At 72.4% G+C, this 25418-nt stretch carries 22 protein-coding genes; 16 read left to right on the forward strand and 6 right to left on the reverse strand.

Translation table 11 applies throughout. From position 1 onward, the window contains the following. The first annotated feature begins 75 nt into the window (after positions 1-75). The 10 genes from ACFPP6_RS17610 (at position 76) to ACFPP6_RS17655 (ending at position 12883) form a co-directional block, all read left to right on the forward strand. Positions 76-480: a DUF2752 domain-containing protein gene (locus ACFPP6_RS17610; protein ID WP_382042847.1), complete on the forward strand. Its 405-nt coding sequence runs from the start codon at positions 76-78 to the stop codon at positions 478-480. Positions 481-652: 172 nt separating this feature from the next. Then, positions 653-1462: an indole-3-glycerol phosphate synthase TrpC gene (gene trpC, locus ACFPP6_RS17615; RefSeq protein WP_382042850.1), complete on the forward strand. Its 810-nt coding sequence runs from the start codon at positions 653-655 to the stop codon at positions 1460-1462. A gap of 6 nt (positions 1463-1468) precedes the next feature. After that, a complete protein-coding gene (gene trpM, locus ACFPP6_RS17620; protein WP_382042853.1) occupies positions 1469-1642 on the forward strand; it encodes a tryptophan biosynthesis modulator TrpM in 174 nt (57 codons plus the stop codon). Between the two features lie 27 nt (positions 1643-1669). Beyond that, the gene (gene trpB / locus ACFPP6_RS17625; RefSeq protein ID WP_382042856.1) at positions 1670-2920 is read left to right on the forward strand and encodes a tryptophan synthase subunit beta; all 1251 of its coding nucleotides are present in this window, start codon (positions 1670-1672) and stop codon (positions 2918-2920) included. Further along, positions 2920-3735 (forward strand): tryptophan synthase subunit alpha, encoded by an 816-nt coding sequence (trpA, locus tag ACFPP6_RS17630; protein ID WP_382042859.1) that lies wholly within the window; start codon positions 2920-2922, stop codon positions 3733-3735. The genes trpB and trpA overlap by 1 nt, the downstream gene beginning before the upstream one ends. Before the next feature lie 65 nt (positions 3736-3800). Continuing rightward, complete coding sequence (locus ACFPP6_RS17635; protein WP_382042862.1) at positions 3801-4580, forward strand: DsbA family protein; 780 nt, start codon at positions 3801-3803, stop codon at positions 4578-4580. A 78-nt stretch (positions 4581-4658) separates the two neighbouring features. Continuing rightward, on the forward strand, positions 4659-5576 hold the full coding sequence (gene lgt / locus ACFPP6_RS17640; RefSeq protein ID WP_382042865.1) for a prolipoprotein diacylglyceryl transferase: 918 nt from the start codon (positions 4659-4661) through the stop codon (positions 5574-5576). Between the two features lie 227 nt (positions 5577-5803). Beyond that, on the forward strand, positions 5804-6535 hold the full coding sequence (locus ACFPP6_RS17645) for a VIT1/CCC1 transporter family protein (protein ID WP_336004006.1): 732 nt from the start codon (positions 5804-5806) through the stop codon (positions 6533-6535). A gap of 323 nt (positions 6536-6858) precedes the next feature. Beyond that, entirely contained in the window at positions 6859-11430 is a 4572-nt protein-coding gene (gltB, locus tag ACFPP6_RS17650) for a glutamate synthase large subunit (RefSeq protein WP_382042868.1), read from the forward strand. Then, the gene (locus tag ACFPP6_RS17655) at positions 11423-12883 is read left to right on the forward strand and encodes a glutamate synthase subunit beta (protein ID WP_382042870.1); all 1461 of its coding nucleotides are present in this window, start codon (positions 11423-11425) and stop codon (positions 12881-12883) included. The genes gltB and ACFPP6_RS17655 overlap by 8 nt, the downstream gene beginning before the upstream one ends. A gap of 99 nt (positions 12884-12982) precedes the next feature. Here the strand turns inward: ACFPP6_RS17655 and ACFPP6_RS17660 are convergent, their stop codons facing one another. From ACFPP6_RS17660 to ACFPP6_RS17675, 4 genes are all read right to left on the reverse strand, one after another. Beyond that, the gene (locus tag ACFPP6_RS17660; protein ID WP_382042873.1) at positions 12983-13648 is read right to left on the reverse strand and encodes a 3-keto-alpha-glucoside-1,2-lyase-like domain-containing protein; all 666 of its coding nucleotides are present in this window, start codon (positions 13646-13648) and stop codon (positions 12983-12985) included. Then, the gene (gene wecB, locus ACFPP6_RS17665; RefSeq protein ID WP_382042876.1) at positions 13645-14835 is read right to left on the reverse strand and encodes a non-hydrolyzing UDP-N-acetylglucosamine 2-epimerase; all 1191 of its coding nucleotides are present in this window, start codon (positions 14833-14835) and stop codon (positions 13645-13647) included. The genes ACFPP6_RS17660 and wecB overlap by 4 nt, the downstream gene beginning before the upstream one ends. Positions 14836-14918: 83 nt before the next feature. Beyond that, entirely contained in the window at positions 14919-16178 is a 1260-nt protein-coding gene (locus ACFPP6_RS17670) for a glycosyltransferase family 2 protein (RefSeq protein ID WP_382042879.1), read from the reverse strand. Beyond that, entirely contained in the window at positions 16175-16393 is a 219-nt protein-coding gene (locus tag ACFPP6_RS17675; protein WP_216824006.1) for a hypothetical protein, read from the reverse strand. Before ACFPP6_RS17675 ends, ACFPP6_RS17670 begins: the two co-directional genes overlap by 4 nt. 324 nt (positions 16394-16717) lie before the next feature. Between ACFPP6_RS17675 and ACFPP6_RS17680 the strand changes: the two genes are divergently transcribed. Together ACFPP6_RS17680 and ACFPP6_RS17685 are read left to right on the forward strand one after the other, a co-directional pair. Continuing rightward, entirely contained in the window at positions 16718-18532 is a 1815-nt protein-coding gene (locus tag ACFPP6_RS17680) for a DUF2334 domain-containing protein (RefSeq protein WP_382042882.1), read from the forward strand. Further along, a complete protein-coding gene (locus ACFPP6_RS17685; RefSeq protein ID WP_382042884.1) occupies positions 18529-19614 on the forward strand; it encodes a glycoside hydrolase family 113 in 1086 nt (361 codons plus the stop codon). Before ACFPP6_RS17680 ends, ACFPP6_RS17685 begins: the two co-directional genes overlap by 4 nt. Before the next feature lie 352 nt (positions 19615-19966). On the opposite strand, the gene ACFPP6_RS17690 is transcribed toward ACFPP6_RS17685, so the two are convergent. After that, positions 19967-20854: a hypothetical protein gene (locus tag ACFPP6_RS17690; protein ID WP_382042887.1), complete on the reverse strand. Its 888-nt coding sequence runs from the start codon at positions 20852-20854 to the stop codon at positions 19967-19969. Positions 20855-21085: 231 nt separating this feature from the next. On the opposite strand from ACFPP6_RS17690, the gene ACFPP6_RS17695 reads away from it, so the two are divergent. From ACFPP6_RS17695 to ACFPP6_RS17710, 4 genes are all read left to right on the forward strand, one after another. After that, complete coding sequence (locus ACFPP6_RS17695) at positions 21086-21877, forward strand: S1 family peptidase (protein WP_382042889.1); 792 nt, start codon at positions 21086-21088, stop codon at positions 21875-21877. 329 nt (positions 21878-22206) lie between these two features. Further along, positions 22207-22920, forward strand: a complete 714-nt coding sequence (locus ACFPP6_RS17700) for a hypothetical protein (RefSeq protein ID WP_382042892.1) — start codon at positions 22207-22209, stop codon at positions 22918-22920. A 114-nt stretch (positions 22921-23034) separates the two neighbouring features. Then, the gene (locus ACFPP6_RS17705) at positions 23035-23712 is read left to right on the forward strand and encodes a response regulator (RefSeq protein WP_382042895.1); all 678 of its coding nucleotides are present in this window, start codon (positions 23035-23037) and stop codon (positions 23710-23712) included. Further along, positions 23709-24860, forward strand: coding sequence for a sensor histidine kinase (locus tag ACFPP6_RS17710; RefSeq protein ID WP_382042899.1), 1152 nt, complete (start codon positions 23709-23711; stop codon positions 24858-24860). Before ACFPP6_RS17705 ends, ACFPP6_RS17710 begins: the two co-directional genes overlap by 4 nt. 139 nt (positions 24861-24999) lie before the next feature. Here the strand turns inward: ACFPP6_RS17710 and ACFPP6_RS17715 are convergent, their stop codons facing one another. Beyond that, positions 25000-25380 carry a VOC family protein gene (locus tag ACFPP6_RS17715; protein WP_382042902.1) on the reverse strand — a complete coding sequence of 127 codons (381 nt, stop codon included), beginning with the start codon at positions 25378-25380 and terminating at the stop codon, positions 25000-25002. Positions 25381-25418 lie beyond the last annotated feature (38 nt).

Below are 25418 nucleotides of genomic sequence, written 5' to 3' on the forward strand. Positions count from 1 at the left end.
GTACGATCCTCCGTACGACGGCCCTGAGCTGCGCCTTCGTGCTCCCCGGCGGAGACTTTCGGTGTGATCGCCGCCGTGAGGGACCGTACGCGCCCGCTGGCCGCCCCGCTGGGCGTCGCCGCCGGCCTGGCCGCGGCCTTCGGCTACGTCGGCGCCGTGGACCCGGGCCGCCCCGGCCACTACCCCGCCTGCCCCCTGCTGCGCTGGACGGGCCTGTACTGCCCCGGCTGCGGCGGGCTGCGCGGCGTCCACGCGCTCGCCCACGGCGACCTCCCGGCCGCGCTCGGCGCGAACGCCCTGGCCGTCGCCGGGTACGCCGCCTTCGCCGTCCTGTGGTGCGTGTGGATCACCAGGGCCCTGCGGGGCCACGAGGGCGTGCGGCTGTCCCCGCGCGCCCGCCACTGGTGGGCCCTCGGCGCCCTCGTCCTGCTCTTCACGGTCGTGCGGAACCTGCCCTTCGGCGCCGCCCTGACCCCCTAGACGGACCTCCGGTCCGGCAGCGGAGGGTGTCCATCGGACGTCCACGAGGTGGGACCCGCGTCAACCGGATGCGAAACCTTCGCCCCGCGGCAGATACCATCGCAGTGCCTGGTGGGGGAGGATTCCTGCCGCACCAGCCCAGACCATCCGAGTCCGGAAGGGGGCCGCTCGCGTGAGTGTGCTCGACGAGATCATCGAGGGCGTCCGTGCCGACCTCGCGGAGCGGCAGGCGCGCGTCAGCCTCGACGAGCTCAAGGAGCGGGCCGCCGGGGCGCCACAGGCGAAGGACGGCGCCGCCGCCCTCCGCGGCGAGAACGTCAGCGTGATCTGCGAGGTCAAGCGCTCCAGCCCCTCCAAGGGCGCGCTGGCCGCCATCGCCGACCCCGCCGGCCTCGCCGCCGACTACGAGGCGGGCGGCGCGGCCGTGATCAGCGTGCTGACCGAGCAGCGGCGCTTCGGCGGCTCCCTCGCCGACCTCGAAGCCGTCCGCGCCCGGGTCGACATCCCGATCCTGCGCAAGGACTTCATCGTCACCGCCTACCAGCTGTGGGAGGCCCGCGCCTACGGCGCCGACCTGGCCCTGCTGATCGTCGCCGCCCTGGAGCAGGAGGCCCTCGTCTCCCTCATCGAGCGGGCCGAGTCCATCGGGCTCACCCCGCTGGTCGAGGTGCACGACGAGGAGGAGGTCCAGCGCGCGGTCGACGCCGGCGCCCGGATCATCGGCGTCAACGCCCGCAACCTCAAGACCCTCGAGGTGGACCGCGGCACCTTCGCCCGGGTCGCCCCCGAGATCCCGGACGGCATCGTCAAGATCGCCGAGTCCGGCGTGCGCGGCCCGCACGACCTCATCGCCTACGCGAACGACGGCGCCGACGCCGTCCTGGTCGGCGAGTCCCTGGTCACCGGCCGTGACCCCAAGGGCGCCGTCGCCGACCTGGTCGCGGCGGGAGCCCACCCGGCCCTGCGGCACGGGCGGGGCTGACGAGGCATGGGGGCGTACGCGCGACTGGCCCGGGGCTGCCGGCCCCGGGGCTGCCGCGCGCCCGCGCGACGCACCCTGGGACGTCGCGTGCGGTACCACATCGGCTGTGAGCCGGGTCAGATCAACGGGATGCGATGGCGCCGGAGCGCTGCGCTCCAGCCGTCCACCCGTCACCCGTAACCTCACAGTCGTCCGAGGAGTACGTACGTGTCCTCTGAATTCTTCGTCCCGGACCCGGAGGGTCAAGTTCCCAGCGTCGAAGGCTACTTCGGCGCGTTCGGCGGCAAGTTCATCCCCGAGGCCCTCGTCGCCGCCGTCGACGAGGTCGCCGCCGAGTACGAGAAGGCCAAGGCCGACCCCGCCTTCGCCGCCGAGCTGGCCGACCTGATGGTCAACTACACCGGCCGGCCCAGCGCCCTCACCGAGGTGCCGCGCTTCGCGGAGCACGCCGGCGGCGCCCGGATCTTCCTCAAGCGCGAGGACCTCAACCACACCGGCTCGCACAAGATCAACAACGTGCTGGGCCAGGCCCTGCTCACCAAGCGCATGGGCAAGACCCGCGTCATCGCGGAGACGGGCGCCGGCCAGCACGGCGTCGCCACCGCCACCGCCTGCGCCCTCTTCGGCCTCGAATGCACCATCTACATGGGCGAAGTGGACACCCAGCGGCAGGCGCTGAACGTCGCCCGCATGCGGATGCTCGGCGCCGAGGTCATCGCCGTGAAGTCCGGCAGCCGCACCCTGAAGGACGCCATCAACGAGGCGTTCCGCGACTGGGTCGCCAACGTCGACCGCACGCACTACCTCTTCGGCACCGTCGCGGGCCCGCACCCCTTCCCGGCCCTCGTCCGCGACTTCCACCGGGTCATCGGCGTCGAGGCGCGCCGCCAGATCCTGGAGCGCGCCGGCCGCCTGCCGGACGCCGCCGTGGCCTGTGTGGGAGGCGGCTCCAACGCCATCGGCCTGTTCCACGCCTTCCTCCCCGACGAGGGCGTGCGCCTGATCGGCTGCGAGCCCGGCGGCCACGGCCTGGCCACCGGCGAGCACGCGGCCACCCTCACCGCCGGCACGCCCGGCATCCTGCACGGCTCGCGCTCCTACGTCCTGCAGGACGAGGACGGCCAGATCACCGAGCCGTACTCGATCTCGGCGGGCCTGGACTACCCCGGCATCGGCCCGGAGCACTCCTATCTGAAGGACACCGGCCGCGCCGAGTACCGGGCCGTCACGGACGACGACGCCATGCAGGCCCTGCGGCTGCTCTCCCGCACCGAGGGCATCATCCCGGCCATCGAGAGCGCGCACGCGCTGGCCGGGGCGCTGGAGGTCGGCAAGGAGCTGGGCACGGACGGGCTGGTCCTGGTCAACCTCTCCGGCCGCGGCGACAAGGACATGGACACCGCAGCCCGCTACTTCGGGCTGTACGACGCGACCGATGAAAGCGCGGGGGAGCGGTAATGGCGGGCAACATCGAACTCCTCGGCTCCGTCCTGGCCGCCGCCAGGGCCGAGAACCGCGCCGCGCTCGTCGGCTACCTCCCCGCCGGCTTCCCGACCGTGGACGACGGCGTGCGCGCCCTCACCGCCATGCTCGACGGCGGCTGCGACATCGTCGAGGTCGGTCTGCCGCACAGCGACCCCGTCCTGGACGGCCCGGTCATCCAGACCGCCGACGACATCGCCCTGCGCGGCGGCATCAAGATCGTCGACGTCATCCGCACGGTCAAGGAGGCGCACGAGATCACGGGCGCGCCCGTGCTGTGCATGACCTACTGGAACCCCGTCGACGCCTACGGCCCCGAGCGCTTCGCCGCCGACCTCGCCGCCGCCGGGGGAGCGGGCTGCATCCTGCCCGACCTGCCGGTCGAGGAGTCCGAGGCCTGGCGCAAGGCCGCCGAGCGGCACGGGCTCGCCACCGTCTTCGTGGTCGCGCCCAGCAGCCGCGACGAGCGCCTCGCCAAGATCACGGCGGCGGGCAGCGGCTTCGTGTACGCGGCCTCGCTGATGGGCGTCACGGGCACCCGGGAGTCCGTCGGCAACGAGGCGCAGGACCTGGTGCGCCGCACGCGCGCGGTCACCGAGCTGCCGGTCTGCGTCGGCCTGGGCGTCTCCAACGCCTCCCAGGCCGCGGAGGTGGCGGCCTTCGCCGACGGCGTGATCGTCGGCTCGGCCTTCGTCAAGCGGCTCCTGGACGCCCCCGACCTGGAGACCGGCCTCGCCGCCGTCCGCGCCCTCGCGGGTGAACTGGCCGAAGGCGTGCGCAAACGCGCGTAACTCTTTTGAAGGAACCGGCGACCGGGGGCGCGCATGGGCGGGCCCCCGGTTCGTTGTAGGGGGATGTGAGCCAGAAGAACTCGGATGGGAAGCGCAGCGCCCGTGAGCGGCTGCAGGAACAGCGGGAGCGCGAAGAGGCCCGGGCCAAACGCAAGCGCACGCTGATCGCCGGTGTGATCGTCGTCGCCGTCCTCGGCGCGGGCGCCGGCATCGCGGCGCTCGTGGCGAACACGGGCGGCGGCAAGAAGGAGGCCGCCGGGCCCCTGGTCGCCCCGCAGGGCGCCACCGGAAAGGACAGCGTCACCATCCCGGTCGGCAAGCCCGCCGCGAAGGCGACCCTCACGGTCTACGAGGACTTCCGCTGCCCGGGCTGCGGCGGCTTCGAGAACGTCTTCCGCGACACGGTCAACGAGCTGGAGCAGAAGGGCCAGCTCAAGGCCGAGTACCACCTGGTCACCCTCATCGACAACAACCTCGGCGGCAGCGGCTCGCTCAACGCCGCCAACGCGGCGGCCTGTGCGCAGGACGCCGGCAAGTTCGCCCCGTACCACGACCTGCTCTTCAAGAACCAGCCGCAGGAGACCGACGACGCCTACGGCAAGAAGGCGCGCCTGCTGGAGCTGGCCGGGCAGGTGCCCGGGCTCGACACCCCCGCCTTCCGCACCTGCGTGGACGACGGCACCCACGACAGCTGGGTGAAGAAGTCCCACGAGGCCTTCGGCAAGTCCTCCTACCGCGCCACCCCGACCGTCCTGCTCAACGGCAAGAGCATCTACGGCGACCAGAAGAACCCGCTCACCCCGGACAAACTCCGGCAGATGGTCGCCGAAGCCCAGAAGGGCTGAGGCCCCGGGGCGTTACGCAGCTGTTGCGCCGGGTGGGTTGCCGTTCCGTCGCCCCGGCAGGGTAGCGTCGGGGATGTCATGGAACTCGCATACATTCCCAGCCCGTCGACCGGCGTGATCCACCTCGGACCGGTCCCGCTGCGCGGCTATGCCTTCTGCATCATCATCGGCGTCTTCGTGGCGGTCTGGCTGGGCAACCGGCGCTGGATCGCCCGCGGCGGTCGGGCCGGGACGGTTGCCGACATCGCCGTCTGGGCGGTGCCCTTCGGGCTCGTCGGCGGCCGGCTCTACCACGTCATCACCGACTACGAGCTGTACTTCGGCGAGGGCCGCGACTGGGTCAACTCCTTCAAGATCTGGGAGGGCGGCCTCGGCATCTGGGGCGCGGTCGCGCTCGGCGCGGTCGGTGCGTGGATCGGCTGCCGCCGCCGCGGCATCCCCCTGCCGGCCTGGGCGGACGCCCTCGCCCCCGGCCTGGCCGTCGCCCAGGCGATCGGCCGCTGGGGCAACTGGTTCAACCAGGAGCTGTACGGCAAGCCGACGACCCTGCCGTGGGGGCTGAAGATCGACGCCGACCCGGCGATCGGCCGGGTCGCCGGGACCTACCACCCGACGTTCCTGTACGAGTCGCTGTGGTGCCTGCTGATCGCGGGCCTGGTGATCTGGGCGGACCGGCGCTTCACCCTCGGGCACGGGCGCGCGTTCGCGCTGTACGTGGCCTCGTACACGGTGGGCCGCTTCTGGTTCGAGTACCTGCGCGTGGACGACGCGCACCACGTGCTGGGCCTGCGGCTCAACGGGTGGACGTCGATCGTGGTCTTCGTCGCGGCCGTCGTCTACATGATCATTTCCGCGAAGCGGTGCCCTGGCAGGGAGCTCGTGGTGGAACCGGGGGCCATCGGGGAAGCCGGCGAGGGACCGACTTCCCTGACAAAGCCGGGGGGTGACGGTGACTCGCCCGTAGAGGGCTCGTCCCCCAAACCGAAGAAGGTCTGAGCTTCGCTCGGCACCGCCGGATCCCGCCGCAGTGGCTGATCGCCGCTGCGGCGGGATTTTTGTGCCTGCGGCACTGCCCGGCGACGTCGGACGAGCCCCCGCAGGGGGCCCGTATGCCCAGGTCAGGCAGGCCTTCCTTGCTAGCGGATCATGGCGTTCGTGCGTACCTTCGAATCAGTGGGGCGGGCGGAGAGGCGCCACCCCCAGGGGAAGGGAGCCCACCGGAGATGTCTGTCCTGGAAGCCGTTGCCGCACCGCACGCCGCGCACCGCGACAACCACACGCACCGCGACGTGAACGGCGGCTGGCTGCGCCCCGCGGTGTTCGGTGCCATGGACGGTCTGGTCTCCAACGTCGCCCTGATGACCGGTGTCGCGGGCGGCTCCGCCTCCGCGCAGACGATCGTCATCGCCGGCCTGGCGGGCCTCGCCGCGGGTGCGTTCTCCATGGCCGCCGGCGAGTACACCTCCGTGGCCTCGCAGCGCGAACTCGTCCTCGCCGAGCTGGACGTGGAGCGCCGCGAGCTGCACAAGCACCCGGCCGACGAGCTGGCGGAGCTGGCCGCGCTCTACGAGTCGCGGGGCGTCGAGCCCAAGCTCGCGCTCGAGGTCGCCATGCAGCTGTCCCGCGACCCCGAGCAGGCGCTGGAGATCCACGCCCGCGAGGAGCTCGGCATAGACCCCTCCGACCTGCCGTCGCCCATGGTCGCGGCGGTCTCGTCGTTCGGCTCGTTCGCGCTGGGCGCGCTGCTGCCCCTGCTGCCGTACCTGCTGGGAGCGACCTCGCTGTGGCCCGCCGTGCTGCTCGCGCTGCTCGGTCTCTTCGCCTGCGGGGCGGTCGTGGCGCGGGTGACGGCCCGCTCCTGGTGGTTCAGCGGCCTGCGCCAGCTGTTCCTGGGCGCGGCGGCCGCGGGTGTGACTTACGCCCTCGGTATTGCCTTCGGCACCGCCCTGGGGTGATGCTTTATGCGGGCTCCCGCATAACGTACGGATGACATCGCGGTTTCAAGCCCTCGACGGCCGGGCACAATCCGGTAGCACAGCGGGCAACGCCGCCCGCTCTGTGCTGTGTCCGGCGGGGCCGGGCCGGGCGATCCCCAGTGCTTCCGGCAGCTCGCCGCCTTCACCGCAGTGTCCACATGCTGGACCGGTGCTTCCACTTTTCGAGAAGCGCCCCATCATGTAACCTGCACCAACTTCTTTCGCAGAGGGCCAACGTCGTCCCTCGGCACATGCACCGGCCGCACCGGCCGGGACTGCCAAGACGACGACGGGAGCCGCCGATGCGATCCGCATCCCACCCCGCCCAGCAGGGTATGTACGACCCGCGGAACGAGCACGACGCCTGTGGCGTCGGCTTCGTCGCGACCCTCACCGGCGAGGCGAGCCATGCGCTCGTGCAGCAGGCGCTCACCGTCCTCCGCAATCTGGAGCACCGCGGCGCCACGGGCTCCGAGCCCGACTCGGGCGACGGCGCCGGCATCCTGATGCAGGTCCCCGACGCCTTCCTGCGCGAGTCCGCCGGCTTCGCGCTCCCCGAGCCCGGCGCGTACGCCGTCGGCATCGGCTTCCTCCCCGCGGACGCCGCGGACGCGGACGCCGCGGTCTCGTCCATCGAGACGATCGCCCGCGAGGAGGGCCTGACCGTCCTCGGCTGGCGCGCCGTCCCCGTCGCCCCCGAGCTCCTCGGCGCCAGCGCCCGCGCCACCATGCCGGACTTCCGCCAGCTGTTCGTGAGCGACGGCGAGAACACCGGGCTCGCCCTCGACCGCAAGGCGTTCGTGCTGCGCAAGCGCGCCGAGCGGGAGGCCGGGGTCTACTTCCCCTCGCTCTCCGCCCGCACCATCGTCTACAAGGGCATGCTGACCACCGGTCAGCTGGAGCCGTTCTTCCCGGACCTCTCCGACCGCCGCTGCGCCACCGCCATCGCGCTGGTCCATTCCCGCTTCTCCACCAACACCTTCCCCAGCTGGCCGCTCGCCCACCCGTACCGGTTCGTGGCCCACAACGGTGAGATCAACACCGTTCAGGGCAACCGCAACTGGATGCGGGCCCGGGAGTCGCAGCTGGCCAGCGAGCTGTTCGGCTCTGCCGGCCAGGGGAACGGCGGGGAGCGCGGCATCGACCGCATCTTCCCCGTGTGCACCCCCGACGCCTCCGACTCGGCCTCCTTCGACGAGGTCCTGGAGCTCCTCCACCTCGGCGGCCGGTCCCTGCCGCACAGCATCCTGATGATGATCCCGGAGGCCTGGGAGAACCACGCCTCCATGGACCCGGCCCGGCGCGCCTTCTACCAGTACCACTCCACCCAGATGGAGCCCTGGGACGGCCCGGCCTGCGTCACCTTCACCGACGGCACCCTCGTCGGCGCCGTCCTCGACCGCAACGGCCTTCGCCCCGGCCGCTACTGGGTCACCGACGAGGGCCTCGTCGTGCTCTCCTCCGAGGTCGGCGTCCTCGACATCGACCCGGCGAAGGTCGTCCGCAAGGGCCGCCTGCAGCCCGGCCGGATGTTCCTGGTCGACACCGAGCACCACCGCATCATCGAGGACGACGAGATCAAGGCCGGCCTCGCCGCCGCGGCGCCCTACGGCGACTGGCTGGAGAGCGGGCTGATCGACCTGGCCGACCTCCCCGAGCGCGAGCACATCGTGCACACCCACGCCTCGGTCACCCGCCGCCAGCAGACCTTCGGGTACACCGAGGAGGAGCTGCGCGTCATCCTCGCGCCCATGGCGAAGTCCGGGGCCGAGCCCATCGGTTCGATGGGGACCGACTCCCCGATCGCCGCGCTCTCCGAGCGGCCCCGGCTGCTCTTCGACTACTTCACCCAGCTGTTCGCGCAGGTCACCAACCCGCCGCTGGACGCCATCCGCGAGGAGCTCGTCACCTCGCTGATCTCCTCCCTCGGCCCGCAGGGCAACCTGCTGGAGCCCACCGCGGCCTCCTGCCGCAGCGTCACCCTGCCCTTCCCCGTCATCGACAACGACGAGCTCGCCAAGCTCATCCACATCAACGCCGACGGCGACATGCCGGGCCTGAAGGCCGTCACCCTCTCCGGCCTCTACCGCGTCACCGGCGGCGGCGAGTCCCTGGCCGCCCGGCTGCGGGAGATCTGCGCCGAGGCCGACGCCGCCATCGCCGACGGCGCCCGCCTCGTCGTCCTCTCCGACCGCCACTCCGACGCCGAGCACGCGCCGATCCCGTCGCTGCTGCTCACCTCGGCCGTCCACCACCACCTCATCCGCACCAAGCAGCGCACCCACGTGGGCCTGCTGGTCGAGGCCGGCGACGTCCGCGAGGTCCACCACGTCGCGCTGCTCATCGGCTACGGCGCGGCCGCCGTCAACCCGTACCTGGCGATGGAGTCCGTCGAGGACCTCGTCCGCGCAGGGACGTTCCTGCAGGACATCGAGCCCGAGGACGCGATCCGCAACCTCATCAAGGCCCTCGGCAAGGGCGTCCTGAAGGTCATGTCCAAGATGGGCATCTCCACCGTCGCCTCCTACCGCGGCGCCCAGGTCTTCGAGGCCATCGGCCTGAACGAGGACTTCGTCGAGACCTACTTCCACGGCACCGCCACCAAGATCGGCGGCGCCGGCCTGGACGTCGTCGCCCGCGAGGTCGCCGCCCGCCACGCCAAGGCCTACCCGGCCACCGGCATCGCGGCCACCCACCGCCGCCTCGACATCGGCGGCGAGTACCAGTGGCGCCGCGAGGGCGAGCCGCACCTCTTCGACCCCGACACCGTCTTCCGGCTGCAGCACGCCACGCGCGCCCGCCGCTACGACATTTTCAAGCAGTACACCGAGCGCGTGAACGAGCAGTCCGAGCGGCTGATGACGCTCCGCGGCCTGTTCTCCCTCAAGAACGACCGCGAGCCCGTCCCCCTCGACGAGGTCGAGCCCGTCAGTGAGATCGTCAAGCGCTTCTCCACCGGCGCCATGTCGTACGGCTCCATCTCCCGCGAGGCCCACGAGACCCTCGCCATCGCCATGAACCGGCTGGGCGGCAAGTCCAACACCGGCGAGGGCGGCGAGGACCCCGAGCGCCTCTACGACCCCGAGCGCCGCTCCAGCATCAAGCAGGTCGCCTCCGGCCGCTTCGGCGTCACCAGCGAGTACCTGGTCAACTCCGACGACATCCAGATCAAGATGGCCCAGGGCGCCAAGCCCGGCGAGGGCGGCCAGCTGCCCGGCCACAAGGTCTACCCCTGGGTCGCGAAGACCCGGCACTCCACCCCGGGCGTCGGCCTGATCTCGCCGCCCCCGCACCACGACATCTACTCCATCGAGGACCTCGCCCAGCTGATCCACGACCTCAAGAACGCCAACCCGGCCGCCCGCATCCACGTGAAGCTGGTGTCCGAGGTCGGCGTCGGCACGGTCGCGGCGGGCGTCTCCAAGGCCCACGCCGACGTCGTCCTGATCTCCGGCCACGACGGCGGCACGGGCGCCTCGCCGCTCACCTCCCTCAAGCACGCGGGCGGCCCCTGGGAGCTCGGCCTCGCCGAGACCCAGCAGACGCTGCTGCTCAACGGCCTGCGCGACCGCATCGTCGTGCAGACCGACGGCCAGCTGAAGACCGGCCGCGACGTGATCGTCGCCGCCCTCCTCGGCGCCGAGGAGTTCGGCTTCGCCACCGCCCCGCTGGTCGTCTCCGGCTGCGTCATGATGCGCGTCTGCCACCTGGACACCTGCCCGGTCGGCATCGCCACCCAGAACCCCGTACTGCGCGAGCGGTTCTCCGGCAAGGCCGAATTCGTCGTCAACTTCTTCGAGTTCATCGCCGAGGAGGTCCGCGAGATCCTCGCCGAGCTGGGCTTCCGCACCCTCGAGGAGGCCGTCGGCCACGCCGAGCTCCTCGACACCGGCCGCGCCGTGACCCACTGGAAGGCACAGGGCCTGGACCTCGCCCCGCTGCTGCACGTGCCGGACCTGCCCGCCGGCGCCGTCCGCCACCGCACCACCGAGCAGGACCACGGCCTGGCCAAGGCCCTCGACAACGAGCTCGTCAAGCTCGCCGCCGACGCCCTGGAGGTCTCCTCCGCCGAGGACGCCCGCCCCGTCCGCGCCCAGGTGCCCATCCGCAACATCAACCGCACCGTGGGCACGATGCTCGGCCACGAGGTCACCAAGCGGTTCGGCGGCGCCGGACTGCCCGACGACACCGTCGACATCACCTTCACGGGCTCCGCCGGCCAGTCCTTCGGCGCCTTCCTGCCCCGCGGCGTCACCCTGCGCCTGGAGGGCGACGCCAACGACTACGTGGGCAAGGGCCTCTCCGGCGGCCGCATCGTCGTCCGCCCCGACCGCGGCGCCGACCACCTCGCCGAGTACTCGGTCATCGCCGGCAACACCCTCGCCTACGGTGCCACCGGCGGCGAGATGTTCCTGCGCGGCCGGGTCGGCGAACGCTTCTGCGTCCGCAACTCAGGTGCCACCGTGGTCTCCGAGGGCGTGGGCGACCACGGCTGCGAGTACATGACGGGCGGCCGGGCCGTCGTCCTCGGCGAGACCGGGCGCAACTTCGCGGCCGGCATGTCCGGCGGCGTCGCCTACGTCGTCGACCTCGACCCCGACAACGTCAACAAGGAGCTGGCCGGCGCCGTCGAGACCCTCGACGCCGACGACCGGCAGTGGCTGCACGACGTCGTGCGCCGCCACCACGAGGAGACCGCCTCCACCGTCGCGGCCGGGCTCCTCGCCGACTGGGACACGGCCGCCGGCCGCTTCCGCAAGGTCGTCCCGGCCACCTACAAGGCAGTGCTCGCCGCCAAGGACGCCGCCGAGCGAGCCGGTCTCTCCGAGACCGAGACCCACGAGAAGATGATGGAGGCGGCGACCCATGGCTGACCCGAAGGGCTTTCTGACCGAGGACCGCGAGGTCGCCCGCACCCGTCCCGTCGCCGAGCGCGTCCGCGACTGGAACGAGGTCTACGTCCCCGGCTCGCTCCTGCCGATCATCAGCAAGCAGGCGAGCCGCTGCATGGACTGCGGCATCCCGTTCTGTCACAACGGCTGCCCGCTCGGGAACCTCATCCCCGAGTGGAACGACTACGCCTACCGCGACGACTGGCAGGCCGCGAGCGAGCGGCTGCACGCGACCAACAACTTCCCCGAGTTCACCGGCCGCCTGTGCCCCGCGCCCTGCGAGTCCGCCTGCGTGCTCGGCATCAACCAGCAGCCCGTCACCATCAAGAACGTCGAAGTCACCATCGTCGACAAGGCGTGGGCCGCGGGCGACGTCACCCCCCAGCCGCCCGAGCGGCTCTCCGGCAAGACCGTCGCCGTCATCGGCTCCGGCCCCGCCGGCCTGGCCGCCGCCCAGCAGCTGACCCGGGCCGGGCACACGGTCGCGGTGTACGAGCGCGCCGACCGCATCGGCGGGCTGCTGCGCTACGGCATCCCCGAGTTCAAGATGGAGAAGCGGCACATCAACCGCCGCATCGAGCAGATGCGCGCGGAGGGCACCAAGTTCCGCACCGAGGTGGAGATCGGCCGCGACATCGACGCCGCCAAGCTCCGCAAGCGCTACGACGCCGTCGTCATCGCCGCCGGCGCCACCACCTCCCGCGACCTGCCCGTCCCCGGCCGCGACCTGAAGGGCGTCCACTTCGCGATGGAGTACCTGCCCATGGCGAACAAGGTGCAGGAGGGCGACCTGACGGTCTCCCCGATCACCGCCGAGGGCAAGCACGTCGTCGTCATCGGCGGCGGCGACACCGGCGCCGACTGCGTGGGCACCGCCCACCGCCAGGGCGCGGCCTCCGTCACCCAGCTGGAGATCATGCCCCGGCCGGGGGAGGAGCGGAACGAGGGCCAGCCCTGGCCCACCTTCCCCATGCTCTACAAGGTCACCTCGGCCCACGAGGAGGGCGGCGAGCGCGTCTACTCCGTCTCCACCACCCACTTCGAAGGGGACGAGGACGGCAACGTCCAGTGGCTGCACCTCGTCGAGGTGGAGTTCGCCGGCGGCAAGCTCACGCAGAAGCCCGGCACCGAGCGGAGGATCCCGGCCCAGCTGGTCACCCTCGCCATGGGCTTCACCGGCACCGACGTGAACAACGGCCTCGTCGAGCAGTTCGGCCTGGAGCTGGACGCCCGCGGCAACGTCGCCCGCGACGCCGACTACGCCACCAACGTCCCCGGCGTGTTCGTCGCCGGTGACGCCGGGCGCGGCCAGTCCCTCATCGTCTGGGCCATCGCCGAGGGCCGCTCCGCCGCCCGCGGCGTGGACCGCTATCTCACCGGCACCAGCACCCTGCCGGCCCCGGTCCGCCCGACGGACCGCGCCCTGACGGTCTGACCCTCCCCGAAAAGCTCGCGGCGCCTGCCCCACCCCGACCACAGGTGGCAGGCGCCGCGCTGTCGTACCCGCGCTGCCGTACCCGCCCCGTCCCGGCCGCTAACCGGCCCGGCGCACCAGCAGGTCGCGGAACTCCACCTTCGCGTCCTCGGTGTACACCCCCACGCTGCCCTCCCGGTAGGGCCGCTCGCGGTCCTCGTAGGCGACCAGGCCCCGGCCGTCGACGCTCACCTCCATGCGCGCGCCGCGCTGCGCGACCCGGACGGAGGACCACCCGCCGACGGGGAAGCTCCCCTGGCCGGTCGCCAGGAAGCGCTGCCCGCCCTCGTAGGCCGGGTCGCGCTTGCCGAGCTCCCAGCCGTTGGGCTTGAGGGTGACGTAGTAGAAGTGCTCGGGGTCGGTGTACGCCCACAGCAGCCACGGCACCTCCCAGGGATTGGGCTCGGGCGTGCGCAGCTGGGCGACGGTCCGCATGCGTGCCTCGAAGTCCACGTCCTCGAAGCGGGCCGTGGAGACGATCAGCCCGGCGTGGGTCTCCTCCGGCACCCGGGCGGGCAGGGGGGCGAGGAAGAGGCCGTCGTGGCGGCCGGCGTTCTCGCCGTGGCCGTCGAAGACCGACCGCCACGGGCCGTGGACCGAGCCCTCGGCCCACGGCCGCTCCGGCTCGCCGTCGCCGGACCAGAGGCTGCCCGCCGCGAGGGCGGCGCCCGCCACCACGACGGCGGCGAGCAGCGCGAGACCGAGCAGCCGCTGAACTCTCGTCATGCCGTCGAGTATGACCCCGGCCCCTCGGTGCGGGAGGCGACCAGTGCGGCCCCGCCGCCGTCCTCCGCGTCGGCGCCGAAGTCCTCCGCGAGCTGGGCGACGATGCGGTCGGTGGCGTGTCCGTCCCCGAAGGGATTGCCCGCCGTGGCCATCCGCTCGTAGGCGTCAGGATCATCCAAAAGGTGGAAGGCGGCGTGCAGGATGGACTCCGGTTCGGTGCCCACGAGCCGGGCGGCGCCGGCCTCGACCGCCTCGGGGCGCTCGGTGGTCGTGCGCAGCACGAGGGCGGGCTTGCCGAGGGTGGGGGCCTCCTCCTGGATGCCGCCGGAGTCGGTGAGGACCAGGTCGCAGCCGGCGAGCGTGGCGGAGAAGTCGAGGTAGCCGAGCGGTTCGGCGACCTCGATGTGCGGGTGGCCGGTCAGCTCCGGCAGGAGGGCCTCGCGGACGGCGGGGCTCTTGTGCAGCGGCACCACCATCTCCACGTCGCCGCGGTCGGCGAGCCGGGCCAGCGCCTTGCCCATGGAGCGCATCACCGCGCCCTGGTTCTCGCGACGGTGCAGGGTGACCAGCACGCGCCGCAGGCCGGTGCGGAAGAGGCAGCGGCCGGTGCCCTCGGCCAGCACCCACAGCAGGTTGTCGATGACGGTGTTGCCGGTGGTGAACACCTCGGCGTCCGGGACGCCTTCGGCCGTCAGGTTGGCCGCGGCGCGCTCCGTGGGCGCGAAGTGCCAGCGGGCCATACGGCCGATCAGGCGCCGGTTGAGCTCCTCCGGGAAGGGGTTGTCGAGGACCCCGGTGCGCAGGCCGGCCTCCACGTGGGCGGTGGGGATGTGCTCGTAGAACGCGGCGAGGGCGCCGGTCAGGGCGGTGGTGGTGTCGCCCTGCACGACGACGAGGTCGGGGCGCTCGGTGCGGATCACCTCGCCGAGGCCGTCCACGAGGCGGGCGGTGAGGGTGGACAGCTGCTGCCGGTCGCGCATGACGTCGAGCTCGGTGTGGACCGGTACGCGCAGCAGGTCCAGCATCTGGTGGAGCATCTCGCGGTGCTGGCCGGTGGTGACGACGAGCGGTTCGAAGAGCGGGGAGTGCGCCATGGCACGGGCCACGGGCGCCAGTTTGATGGCCTCGGGTCGGGTGCCCAGCACGAGCATGGCGCGTACGGGCGCGGTGATGAGGTCAGCGGACATGGATCTCCCTGGGAAAGGCCTGCCGCGGGGAAGGCCTGACGGGCGGGTGGAGTGCAGGGGTCCTCGGGTGTTGCGCGGTCGCTTCAGGTGCGCGCCGTCTTCAGCCACGTCTGCTTGCCGGTGAGCATCCGCCACAGCCCCCACCAGCCGGCGGCGAACCAGATGTAGCCGTAGAAGATGAAGACGTGCGACAGCAGGATCGAGCGCACGAGCCCGAGACCGCGTTCGCGCCGGCGGTAGACGAAGCCGTACGCGTAGGCCGCGGTGAAGGAGAGCAGGTACGGGCCGATGATCCACATCGGGGAGATCAGGGCGCGCCCGGCCTGCACGGATCCGATGACGGTGCCGGCCACCGCGACCAGGAAGGACAGCGGCAGCAGGGAGGTGAGCAGGATCAGGACCGGGCTGGAGAGGTGGTAGAGCAGGTCGACGGCGGCGCGGGTGGGGACGGAGCGCAGGATCAGCGGCACCAGGCCCGCCGACTGCAGGTGGCCCTGGAACCAGCGGGAGCGCTGGCGCACCAGGCGCCGGACGTCGAGCACGGCCTGCTGGGAGACGGCCGCCGCGGTGCAGTGCTGGTTGGTCCAGCCGCGGGCGATGAGGCGGACCCCGAGGTCGAGGTCCTCGGTCAGCGAGTCGCTCCAGGGTCCGCCGGCCGTCTCTCCGGGCGGGGCGAGGGAGTCCAGCGCGGCGAGCCGCATGAACTGCCCGTTGCCGCCCATTCCGACGCTGCCGATATAGCGCCGGGCGCACTGGAAGATATCGCCGTAGATGACGAATTCCATGTCCTGGAGCCGGGCCAGCAGCCCTTGGTGGCGGTTGTACATCCGGACGCCGACCTGGGTGGCCCCGGTGCATGGATTGTCGAAGAAAGGATCGACGGACTGGACCACGTGTTCGTCGAGCCGGCCGTCGGCGTCGACGACGCAGACGATGACGTCGTGCGGGTCGTAGCCGTCGAGCAGGCCCGACTCGCGCAGGTGCCGTATTCCGGCGTTGAGGGCGGCGCCCTTGCCCCGGCGGGCGTCGGGCAGGGTGCGCTGCAGCAGCCGGACGCGCTCGGGGTCGGCGGCGCGGGCGACCTCCGCGGTGCCGTCGTCGGAGGCGTCGTCGATCACCAGGGCGAGGAAATTGCCTGCGGGCAGGGCAGTGATGCGGGCCAGGCTCTCGGCGAGAACCTTTTCCTCGTTCAGACAGGCGAGCAGAAAGACGTACAGACGCTGTTGGCGGGGGCCGCGGACGCGGCGCACCCGGCGCCGGGAAAGCAGGAAGAGCGCGGTGTTGTAGCAGCCCGCCATCACGATGATGGCGATGGCGGATCCCAGCAGGATCTCGCCGGTCAAGGCCGGCCGCCGGGGCTGTGGTCCATGGTGGTGGCCCGGACGGCGAACCAGAGTTTGACGGCGATGATGACGAAAGCGCTCGCGCAGTACAGCAGGAATCCGGCCCCGGCGGCCTCCTGCAATCCGCGGGCGAAGGGAATGCCCGGTAGCACTTCCGGTGCCGCAGTGAGCCCGGCCATGGGCAGGACGGATCCCAGAGCGGGTTTTCCGTACATGAGTTCTCCCCCGTATGTCGCCTCGATGCGAGGCAAGGCATGCGCAGGGAAGGTATCAGATCAGACAGGTACTACTGTCGGACTTGATGAGAATTGTTGGAGCGGAATCTCAAATTCGGTGAACGTACCGGTAATTATGCCTGGTGATCGCTTATCTGTGACGGGTGTGGCCTCTGGTCTGCACCAGGTCTGGTGCACGGAACTGCACATTCGGGATCGAAGTTGTCTATTGACATACATCCTTCCCGGCCAGAAGAATCTGGCGCCTGTCGGGCCCCCGAGGCAACGGGGGTGGCGACCGATGCATTACCCAGGGGGAATTCCATGCAGAATAAGCGCGGGAGATCCAGGAAGCTCCGGATCTCCGCCGTCGTCGTGCTCCTCGCCGCCCTGCTGGGCGGCGTCATGCTTTCCCGGACCGCCGAGGGCGCGATATCCGGGCCGCACGCCACCGACGCCGTCAACCCGCTCTCGCTCTCGCCGAAGAGCACCAAGGACCTCGCCGTCGCGGCGAAGGCCCGGATCGCCTCGGACCGGCTGCGCCGTGCGGGCAAGCTGGCCCTGACCCTCGCGCCCCTCACGAAGGCCCCCGCCGCCCGGGCGGCCGCCGCTCCGGCCGGCACCTCGGCCCTCGTCCTGTACGACAACGCCGGCCCCTACGGGCAGCTGGGCGAGCTCTACGCCATGGCGACGGCCAACCTCGCCGGCCACTTCGGCACCGTCACCGCCAAGCCCGTCTCGGCCTACACCGCCGGCATGGTGAACCAGTACACCGCCACGGTCTACCTCGGTTCGACCTACTACGGGGGCACCATCCCCGACGCCGTCCCCGCCGCCTTCTACCAGGACGCACTGGCCACGAGCCGGCCCGTCACCTGGATCGGCGACAACATCTGGAACATGGCGGGCGCCGTCGGCGTCACCCAGTTCAAGCAGAAGTACGGCTGGGACCCCACCAACTCGTACTACGAGTCCGGCGGTTCCGTCGGGAACATCAACCAGGTCACGTACAAGGGACGGCAGCTGACCCGGAAGATCCCCGCGGGCCAGGACGGGGGAGTGCTCCACCCCGACATCCTCACCGGGCCCGGCTACCCGGCGGTCACCCGCCTCGCCGAGGCCAAGGACGGCACCACCGGCGCCGTCAGCCCCTGGGCGATCCGCTCCTCGAACCTCACCTACCTCGGCGAGATGCCCTTCGCCTACGTCTCCGAGAGCGACCGCGTCATCGTCTTCGAGGACCTCCTCTTCGACGCCCTCGCCCCCGCGACCGCCGAGCGCCACCGGGCCTTCGTCCGGCTGGAGGACATCAGCCCCAAGGCCGAGCCCGCCCAGCTGCGCGCCATCGCGAACTACCTCAAGTCGCAGAACATCCCGTACGGGATCAATGTCATCCCGGTCTACAAGGACCCCAAGGGCACCTACAACAACGGCGTCCCCGAGACCATCACCCTCACCCAGGCCCCGGCCGTCGTCGCCGAGCTGAAGCACATGCTCGCCAACGGAGCCGTCCTGATGAACCACGGCTACACCCACCAGTACGGCACGGCGAACAACCCCTACAACGGCGTCACCGGCGACGACTTCGAGTTCTTCCGCGCCCACGTCGACGCCTCGGACAACGTGATCCTCGACGGGCCGCCCGCGGAGGACTCCGCCGTCTGGGCCCAGGGCCGGGTCACCCAGGCCCTGGCGGGCTTCGCCGCCGCCGGACTGCCGAAACCGGCCTTCTGGACCACTCCGCACTACGCGGCCTCCGCCACCGACTACCGTGTCCTCGGCCAGAACTACTCCGCCCGCCTGGAGCGCTCGTTGTACTTCTCCGGCACGCTCACCGGTGGCACACCGGACACCGGCCGCTACATCGGCCAGTTCTTCCCGTACGCGGTCAAGGACGTCTACGGGACGACCGTCCTGCCCGAGAACATCGGCAACTACGAGCCGGACGCGTACAACAACCACCCGCCCCGGCTCCCCGCCGACCTGATCGCCTCGGCCAAGGCCAACCTGGCCGTCCGTGACGGCGTGGCGAGCTTCTTCTACCACCCCTACTACCCGGTGGCGCCGCTGCAGCAGACGATCGAGGGCATCAAGGCCCTCGGCTACACCTTCGTCGGCCCCGCGGACCTGAAGCAGTGAACGCCGGGAGGAGGGCGGCCGGCGCGCTGCTCGCGGCCGCCCTCCTCCTCGCCGGGTGCTCCTCCGGCCCGGCGGAGGAGGCCGGGCAGGAGGAGCCCGGGCCGGGCACGAGCACCCGCCCCGGGGGCGGAAAGGGGGCCGCACTGCGCGGCATCACGCTCCCCTCGTGGAACACCGGCGACTACAGCAGCCCCGGCGCCGCGGCGTACCTGCGGCAGATCGCCGCCACCGGCGCCCGCTGGGTGACCTTCACCCCCACCTGGTACCAGGAGGGCGCGACCGACGCGGGCATGCACACCACCGGCGAGACCGCCGCCGACGACGGCCTCCGGCACGTCATCGGCCTCGCCCACCGCACCGGCCTCAAGGTCATGCTCAAACCCCACGTCGACCTCGCGAAGGGCGGCGACCGGGCCGGCATCCGGCCGCGCGACGCCGGCGCCTGGTTCTCCGCCTACGAGCGCTTCATCACCCACTACGCGAAGCTCGCCGAAAGCACCGGCGCCGAACAGTTCGCCGTCGGCACCGAACTGGCCGGCACCTCCCGCGACGGCGCCCGCTGGAGCAAGGTCGTCCGGGCCGTCCGCGCGCAGTACCGCGGGCCGCTGACCTACGCCGCCAACTACGACGAGTACCGCACCGTCCCCTTCTGGGACGACCTCGACGTCATCGGCATCGACGCCTACTGGCCCCTCGCCGACCGCCCCACCGCCGACGCCGCCCGGCTGCGCGACGCCTGGAAGCCGATCACGCAGGAGCTCGCCGCCTTCTCCGCCCGCCACCACCGCAGGATCCTCTTCACCGAGGCCGGCTACGTCAGCCAGCGCGGCGCCACCACCGCGCCCTACTCCTGGACCGTCAGCAAGAGCGCCGGGGAGGACGAACAGGCCGCCGCCTACGAGGCGCTGCTCTCCGCGCTCGACGGAAAGCCGTGGTGGGCGGGGGTCTGCTGGTGGATGTGGGACGACTGGCCCGACAGCGGCGAGACCCCGCGGCGCCTCGCCTACACCCCGCACGGCAAGCCGGCCGAGGACGTGCTGCGCCGGCGATGGGGCGGCGGCACGGGCGCGGACACCGGCTGAGGCCGGACCGCGCGGGGCGGCCGCGATCCGGCCGGGCCCGGCTGCAGACCGCCGGGCCGCTGCCGTGGCCGGGCGCCGCTGTGGCCGGGCGCCGCTGTGGCCGGGCGCCGCCGCGGCGGAAGCACGATGCCGGGCGTCCCCGCCCCGCTGCGAGGGCGAGCAGCTTCCGTCGCGGACCGCCGGGTCGCGCCGTCGTGGTCGCGCGCCGCCGCGGCGGAAGGAGGATGCCCGGCGCCTCACCTCCGCCGCGACGGCGAGCAACCCCGGTGAACCGGACCGGCGGTGCCGTGCAGGGCGCGACTCCTGTGAACGGCCGGGCTGCGCACGGCGGTACCGAGGCCGGGCACAGCCCCTACGTATCGCACTCGAGCACGGTGCGGCAGAGCCCGCACCGTGCCCGTACCTTCCCCCGCACCGGCACCCGGATGCGCTGGTGGCACGTCGGGCACGGGAAGCTGACCCGCAGCGGGCCGTCGCCCTCGAAGGCGTAGTCCCGGTCGCCCGGCGCGCCGGGCCGCGCGCTCCGCACGGCGCGCCGGTCCCGGGCGTAGCGGTGGCGGCCCAGCCGCCCGGCCGCCGCGAGCGGGGGCCGCCGGCCGTCGCGCCGGGCCTCCGCCAGGCCCTTCACGTAGGCCTCGTACGCCTGGGGGCTGGTGAACCAGGGGGAGGGGTCCTCGCCGAAGGCCAGCGCCCGCTTGGCGATGACGTAGCCGAACTCCTCCGGGGTGAGGTAGCCGAGCTTCTGCGTGGAGACCGGCGACTCGCGGTAGGCGTCCAGCAGCAGCCACCCCGCCCCCAGGTAGGCCGCCGCGGTGTCGGTGAGGATCTCGTTGTCCCGCGTGCCGGGGAATTCCAGGCCGAGCCGGTGCAGGTAGACGTGCATGACCTCGTGGGAGAGGGCCGCGCCGATGTCCCTGCGGTGGGTCTTGAAGCGGGAGTTGAGCTCGATGAAGTACTCCGGGCCGGCGGCGAGCTCGATGCTGCCCGCGTGCCGCATCTCGCGGAAGCTGACGATCATCCGGGCGTCCGGCAGCCGCAGGTGCCGCACCATCGCACCGGCGACGCGCTGCACGCCGAGGTAGGGATCCTCCTCGTCGGAGAAGGCGGCGTCGGACGGGGGCACGCTGAGCTCGAAGCTGTGCACCGTGTCGTAGGACAGGCGCTTGTACAGCGCGGTGATCGCGGCGCGCACCGTCGCGATGTGCGGAAAGCCGTGCACGATCTTGATGCCGGTGCCCACGCGTGACCACCCCCTGGGGTCCCCCTGCCGGCCGCTGCGCCCCCTGTCCACTGTACGGGCGGGGCCCCGCCGGCGGGCAGTGCGCCGGGCTGGCCGAAACGGGGTGCTTGTCGCACGTTCGTCCGATCCTCATAATCGCACCGCGCATCGAAGGTTCGATTCCGGTAATCGGACGGCCGGAATTGTCATGAGCCTGACATTCGTGCGTAACCTCCCACGAAAGGAAGACCGTTGCGTTCCTTCCTCTTCACGCTCAGGAGAACCGTCGCCGTCGGCGCGGCCACCGTCGCCGCGCTCGCCCTCACCGCCACCGCGGCCCTGGCCGACGACCCGACCCCACGCCCCGGCGTCGTCGGCGGCACCCCCGCCCAGCAAGGCGAATTCCCCTGGATGGTGCGGCTGTCCATGGGCTGCGGCGGCTCGCTCTACACCCAGCAGATCGTCCTCACCGCGGCCCACTGCGTCAGCGGCAGCGGAGCCAACACCTCCATCACCGCCACGGCCGGCGTCGCCGACCTCGGCTCCTCCCAGGCGATCAAGGTGAAGTCCACCCGCGTGCTCCAGGCACCCGGCTACAACGGCTCCGGCAAGGACTGGGCGCTGATCAAACTCGCACAGCCCGTCAACCTGCCCACCCTCAAGACCGCCGACACCGCCGCGTACAACAACGGCACCTTCACCATCGCCGGCTGGGGCGCGGACCGCGAAGGCGGCAGCCAGCAGCGGCAGCTGCTCAAGGCCACCGTCCCCTTCGTCGACGACACCGCCTGCCAGAAGGCCTACGGCAACCTCATACCCGGCGAGGAGATCTGCGCCGGATACCTCGACCAGGGCGGCGTCGACACCTGCCAGGGCGACTCCGGCGGCCCGATGTTCCGCAAGGACGCGGCGGGCGCCTGGATCCAGGTCGGCATCGTCAGCTGGGGCGAGGGCTGCGCCCGGCCGCACTACCCCGGCGTCTACTCCGAGGTGAGCACCTTCGCGGCGAACATCAAGAGCGCCGCCGCGAGCCTGGGCGGCTGACGACCGGCCTGCCCGGCGGATCCCGCCACGTCCCGCCGGGCAGGCCCCGCCCCCCCAGGCCCGCTGGGCCGTCCGGATGGTCCCGCGAACCCGTACGGACCAGTCCCGGTACGGCCCTCCCCGGCCCGCCCGCCCGACTCCGGTATGACGTGGGCGGGCCTCCGTCATCCTTTCGGCCGAGACGGGAATGGTCGGACAGTCGAGGTGTGGGCGCGATAAAGGCCCGTAACGTGAGGAGCACGGCCCGCCGGCCCCGGAGGACGACACGAATCCGGGGCGCCCGCGGCGCCCGCAGACCGAGCCGCCCGTTACGGAAAGGGACCACCCCCGTGTCCGCCAAGACCCGCATCGCCGCCGCCACCGTCCTCGCCGCAGCCGTCGGCGCGGTGGCCTGGCCCACGGCGAGCGCGTTCGCCGCGGACCTGCGCACCGCCGGCGACACGGACGGCGGCAGCGGCCGCCCCGTCATCGTGCAGCAGGTCCGGCTGCCCGACGGCAGCCGGGCCCTGCTGACCTCCGGCGAGCACGGCACGACCGTCACCGTGACCAAGCACGGCAAGCAGCGCCACACCTTCGACGCCGCCCGCCCCACGGCCGACCTCGACCGGCTCCACCTGCGCATCCTCGGCGGCGACACGCACAAGCCCACCCTGCGCGCCTCCCTCGACGGCACCGGCCTGACGAACTACTACGACTTCGCCTCCGGCACGCTGCGGCACACCGCGGACGGGGCCGAGGGCACCACGGTCACGAGCAGCGGCGCCGGCCACGACAAGGGCGCCAAGCACGCCCGCGGCGTGATCACCGTGCGCAACGGCTCCGCGGAGGGCCGCGAGCAGCAGGCCACGCCCCCCGCGCGCACCCTCCACGCGGCCTCCAGCAACCCCGTCAAGCGCGTCGTCGAGGCCGGCGAGGTCATCAAGGTCCGCCACGACATCGGCACCCCCGCCCTCGCGGGCGGCGCCGGGCTCCTCGCCCTCGGCGGCGGCGCCTACGGCGTGCGCCGCCTCGCCGCCCGCCGGGCCGCCCGCGGCGGAGCCTGATCCGCGGTTGCGGCGGCCCCGCGGCCCCGCTGACATGGAGGGGCGGAGGCAGCACCGGCCCGTCACCCGTACACACCAGGCCCCCGCACGGCCGGCACAGCGCAAGGAACGAGTATGGCGATCACCGTGGTCATCGCGGACGACCAGGAGATGGTCCGCACCGGCTTCCGCATGATCCTGGAGAGCCAGCCCGACATCGACGTCGTCGCCGACGTCGTGGACGGCGAGGCCGCCCTCGCCGCCGTCGAGCAGTACGAGCCCGACGTGCTCCTCCTCGACATCCGCATGCCCAAGCTCGACGGCCTGGAGGTCACCCGCCGCCTCTCCGAGCGGGCCGCCGGCCGCCCCGGGACCGGCCGGAGCCCCCGCATCGTCATCGTCACCACCTTCGACCTCGACGAGTACGTGCACACCGCGCTCCGCAACGGTGCCTCCGGCTTCCTCCTCAAGGACGCGAGCCCCGCCATGCTCGTCGAGGCCGTCCACGCCGCCGCCGTCGGCGACTCCCTCATCTCGCCCGCCATCACCGTCCGCCTCCTGCGCGACATGGCCCCCGCCAACCCGGCGGGCCCCGCCAGGGCCCCCTCCGAGCCGCTCACCGACCGCGAGGCCGACGTGGTGCGCTGCCTCGCCCGCGGCGCCACCAACGCCGAGATCGCCGCCGAGCTCTTCGTCTCGCTGTCCACCGTCAAGACCCACCTGGCCAACGTGCAGCTGAAGCTCGACGCCCGTAACCGCGTCGAGATCGCGGCGTGGGCCTGGGAGAGCGGACTGGCCACGGGCAGCGCATGAACAGAGTGGCCGGATGGGCCGCCCGGCACCCCCGGCGCGCCGCCGCCGCGAAGGCCGCCCTCGCCGTCGCCCTGCTCTGCCTGGTCGTCTCCGAGAGCATCGTCCTCGCCCGGCAGCCGAGCCGCCCCCACGCCATGGTGCTGGCCTCGGGCATCGCCGTCTGCCTGTGCGCCGTCCCCTACAAGTGGATCCCCCTCGCCGTACGGGCCTCCGCCGCCGTCGCCGTCTCCTGGACCACCAGCCTCGTCCTGATGACCGGGCAGCACCCCGAGACCGTGTGGGGCATGGGCGAGGCCATCGCCCTGCTCGCCCTCCTCACCTCCGTCCTGCAGCGAGCCTCCACGCGCGCCGCCGCGATCCTCGGCCCCCTGCTCGCCCTCGCCGCCCTCGCCGCCCCCATGCGCGACCTCGACCCCGGGCCGTTCACCGCCGTCTTCTGCGCGCTCACGGTCGTCGTCACCGCGTACTCGGTGCTGCTGCGCAACCAGTCGGGGCAGCGCGTCCGCGACCTCGCGGCCGTCCGCAACGCCGAGCGCCTCGAACTCGCCCGCGAGCTCCACGACCTCATCGCCCACCACGTCACCGGCATCGTCGTCCAGGCCCAGGCCGCCCGCTTCACCGCCCTCGACGGGCCCGCGGCGGCGGCCGCCTTCGAACGCATCGAGCTGTCGGCCGGCGAGTCCCTGAGCTCCATGCGGCGCCTGGTGGGCATCCTGCGCGAGGGCGACGCCGAGACCGAGCCGGTGGCGGGCCTGCCGCAGGTGCGCGCCCTCACCGAGGACTTCGCCCGCACCGGGCCGCCCGTCACCCTCTACATCGAGAAGGGGATGGAGGACTGGATCCCCGCCGAGGTCGCCGCCGGCGTCCACCGCGTCGTCCGCGAGGCCCTCACCAACATCCGCAAGCACGCCGCCGACGCCACGGCCGTACGGATCGGCATCCGCGGCGTCCCGGCCGGCGTCGAGCTGCGCATCGCCGACGACGGCAAGCACGCGGCCGTCCTCTCCGACAAGGCCCGCGGCGGCGGCTTCGGGCTCGTCGGCCTCAGCGAGCGCGCCAAGGCCATGGGCGGCCTCCTGCGCGCGGGCCCCGCGCCGGAGGGCGGCTGGGAGGTCACGGCCCTGTTCCCGGTGGAGCGCAGGAGGTAGGCGCGGGGCGGTACGGGCCGGTGCGGGGCAGGGCAGTGCGTGGCCGGGCGTGCGGGGCCTGGCCGGTGCGGGGCCGGGCCGGCGTGAGCTCCGGCCGCTGCGGGCCCGCCCCCGCCCCCGCCCCCGCCTGCACCGCGTCCTAGAGCGACTGCCCGTAGCAGATGCAGAAGGGGTGCCCCGCCGGGTCGTTGAACACCCGGAACCCCTTCCGCTCGCCGCCGCTGTCGTGGAGGAACACGGCCCCCAGCGCGATCACCTCGCGCTGGGCGCGCTCCACGTCCTCGATCGTGCCGACCTCGAAGTCCAGGTGGAACTGCTGCGGGAACTCCGGGTCCGGCCAGCGCGGCGGGCGGTGGTCCTTGGCCTCCTGGAAGGCGATCCGCTGCCCCGCGGCGGACGTCAGCCACACCCACTCCGGGTCGGAGGCGTCCACCTCCCAGTCCAGGATCCGGGCGTAGAAACCGGCCAGGGCGGCCGGGTCCGGGCAGTCGATGACGGGATACATCAGTTTTGCGATCATGAAACGATCCTGCCCTCTTCAGGACAGGAGTCCAAGAG

The sequence above is a fragment of the Streptomyces aureoversilis genome (genome assembly GCF_042657885.1).
Lineage (GTDB): Bacteria > Actinomycetota > Actinomycetes > Streptomycetales > Streptomycetaceae > Streptomyces > Streptomyces aureoversilis.

Coding starts and splice junctions, on each gene's coding strand:
- ACFPP6_RS17715 (WP_382042902.1), bottom strand. CDS start 25,380: ATGATCGCAAAACTGATGTATCCCGTCATCGACTGCCCGGACCCGGCC.
- gltB (WP_382042868.1), top strand. CDS start 6,859: ATGCGATCCGCATCCCACCCCGCCCAGCAGGGTATGTACGACCCGCGG.
- wecB (WP_382042876.1), bottom strand. CDS start 14,835: ATGTCCGCTGACCTCATCACCGCGCCCGTACGCGCCATGCTCGTGCTG.
- ACFPP6_RS17680 (WP_382042882.1), top strand. CDS start 16,718: ATGCAGAATAAGCGCGGGAGATCCAGGAAGCTCCGGATCTCCGCCGTC.
- ACFPP6_RS17655 (WP_382042870.1), top strand. CDS start 11,423: ATGGCTGACCCGAAGGGCTTTCTGACCGAGGACCGCGAGGTCGCCCGC.
- ACFPP6_RS17645 (WP_336004006.1), top strand. CDS start 5,804: ATGTCTGTCCTGGAAGCCGTTGCCGCACCGCACGCCGCGCACCGCGAC.
- trpA (WP_382042859.1), top strand. CDS start 2,920: ATGGCGGGCAACATCGAACTCCTCGGCTCCGTCCTGGCCGCCGCCAGG.
- trpM (WP_382042853.1), top strand. CDS start 1,469: ATGGGGGCGTACGCGCGACTGGCCCGGGGCTGCCGGCCCCGGGGCTGC.
- ACFPP6_RS17675 (WP_216824006.1), bottom strand. CDS start 16,393: ATGTACGGAAAACCCGCTCTGGGATCCGTCCTGCCCATGGCCGGGCTC.
- ACFPP6_RS17710 (WP_382042899.1), top strand. CDS start 23,709: ATGAACAGAGTGGCCGGATGGGCCGCCCGGCACCCCCGGCGCGCCGCC.
- ACFPP6_RS17705 (WP_382042895.1), top strand. CDS start 23,035: ATGGCGATCACCGTGGTCATCGCGGACGACCAGGAGATGGTCCGCACC.
- ACFPP6_RS17660 (WP_382042873.1), bottom strand. CDS start 13,648: ATGACGAGAGTTCAGCGGCTGCTCGGTCTCGCGCTGCTCGCCGCCGTC.
- lgt (WP_382042865.1), top strand. CDS start 4,659: ATGGAACTCGCATACATTCCCAGCCCGTCGACCGGCGTGATCCACCTC.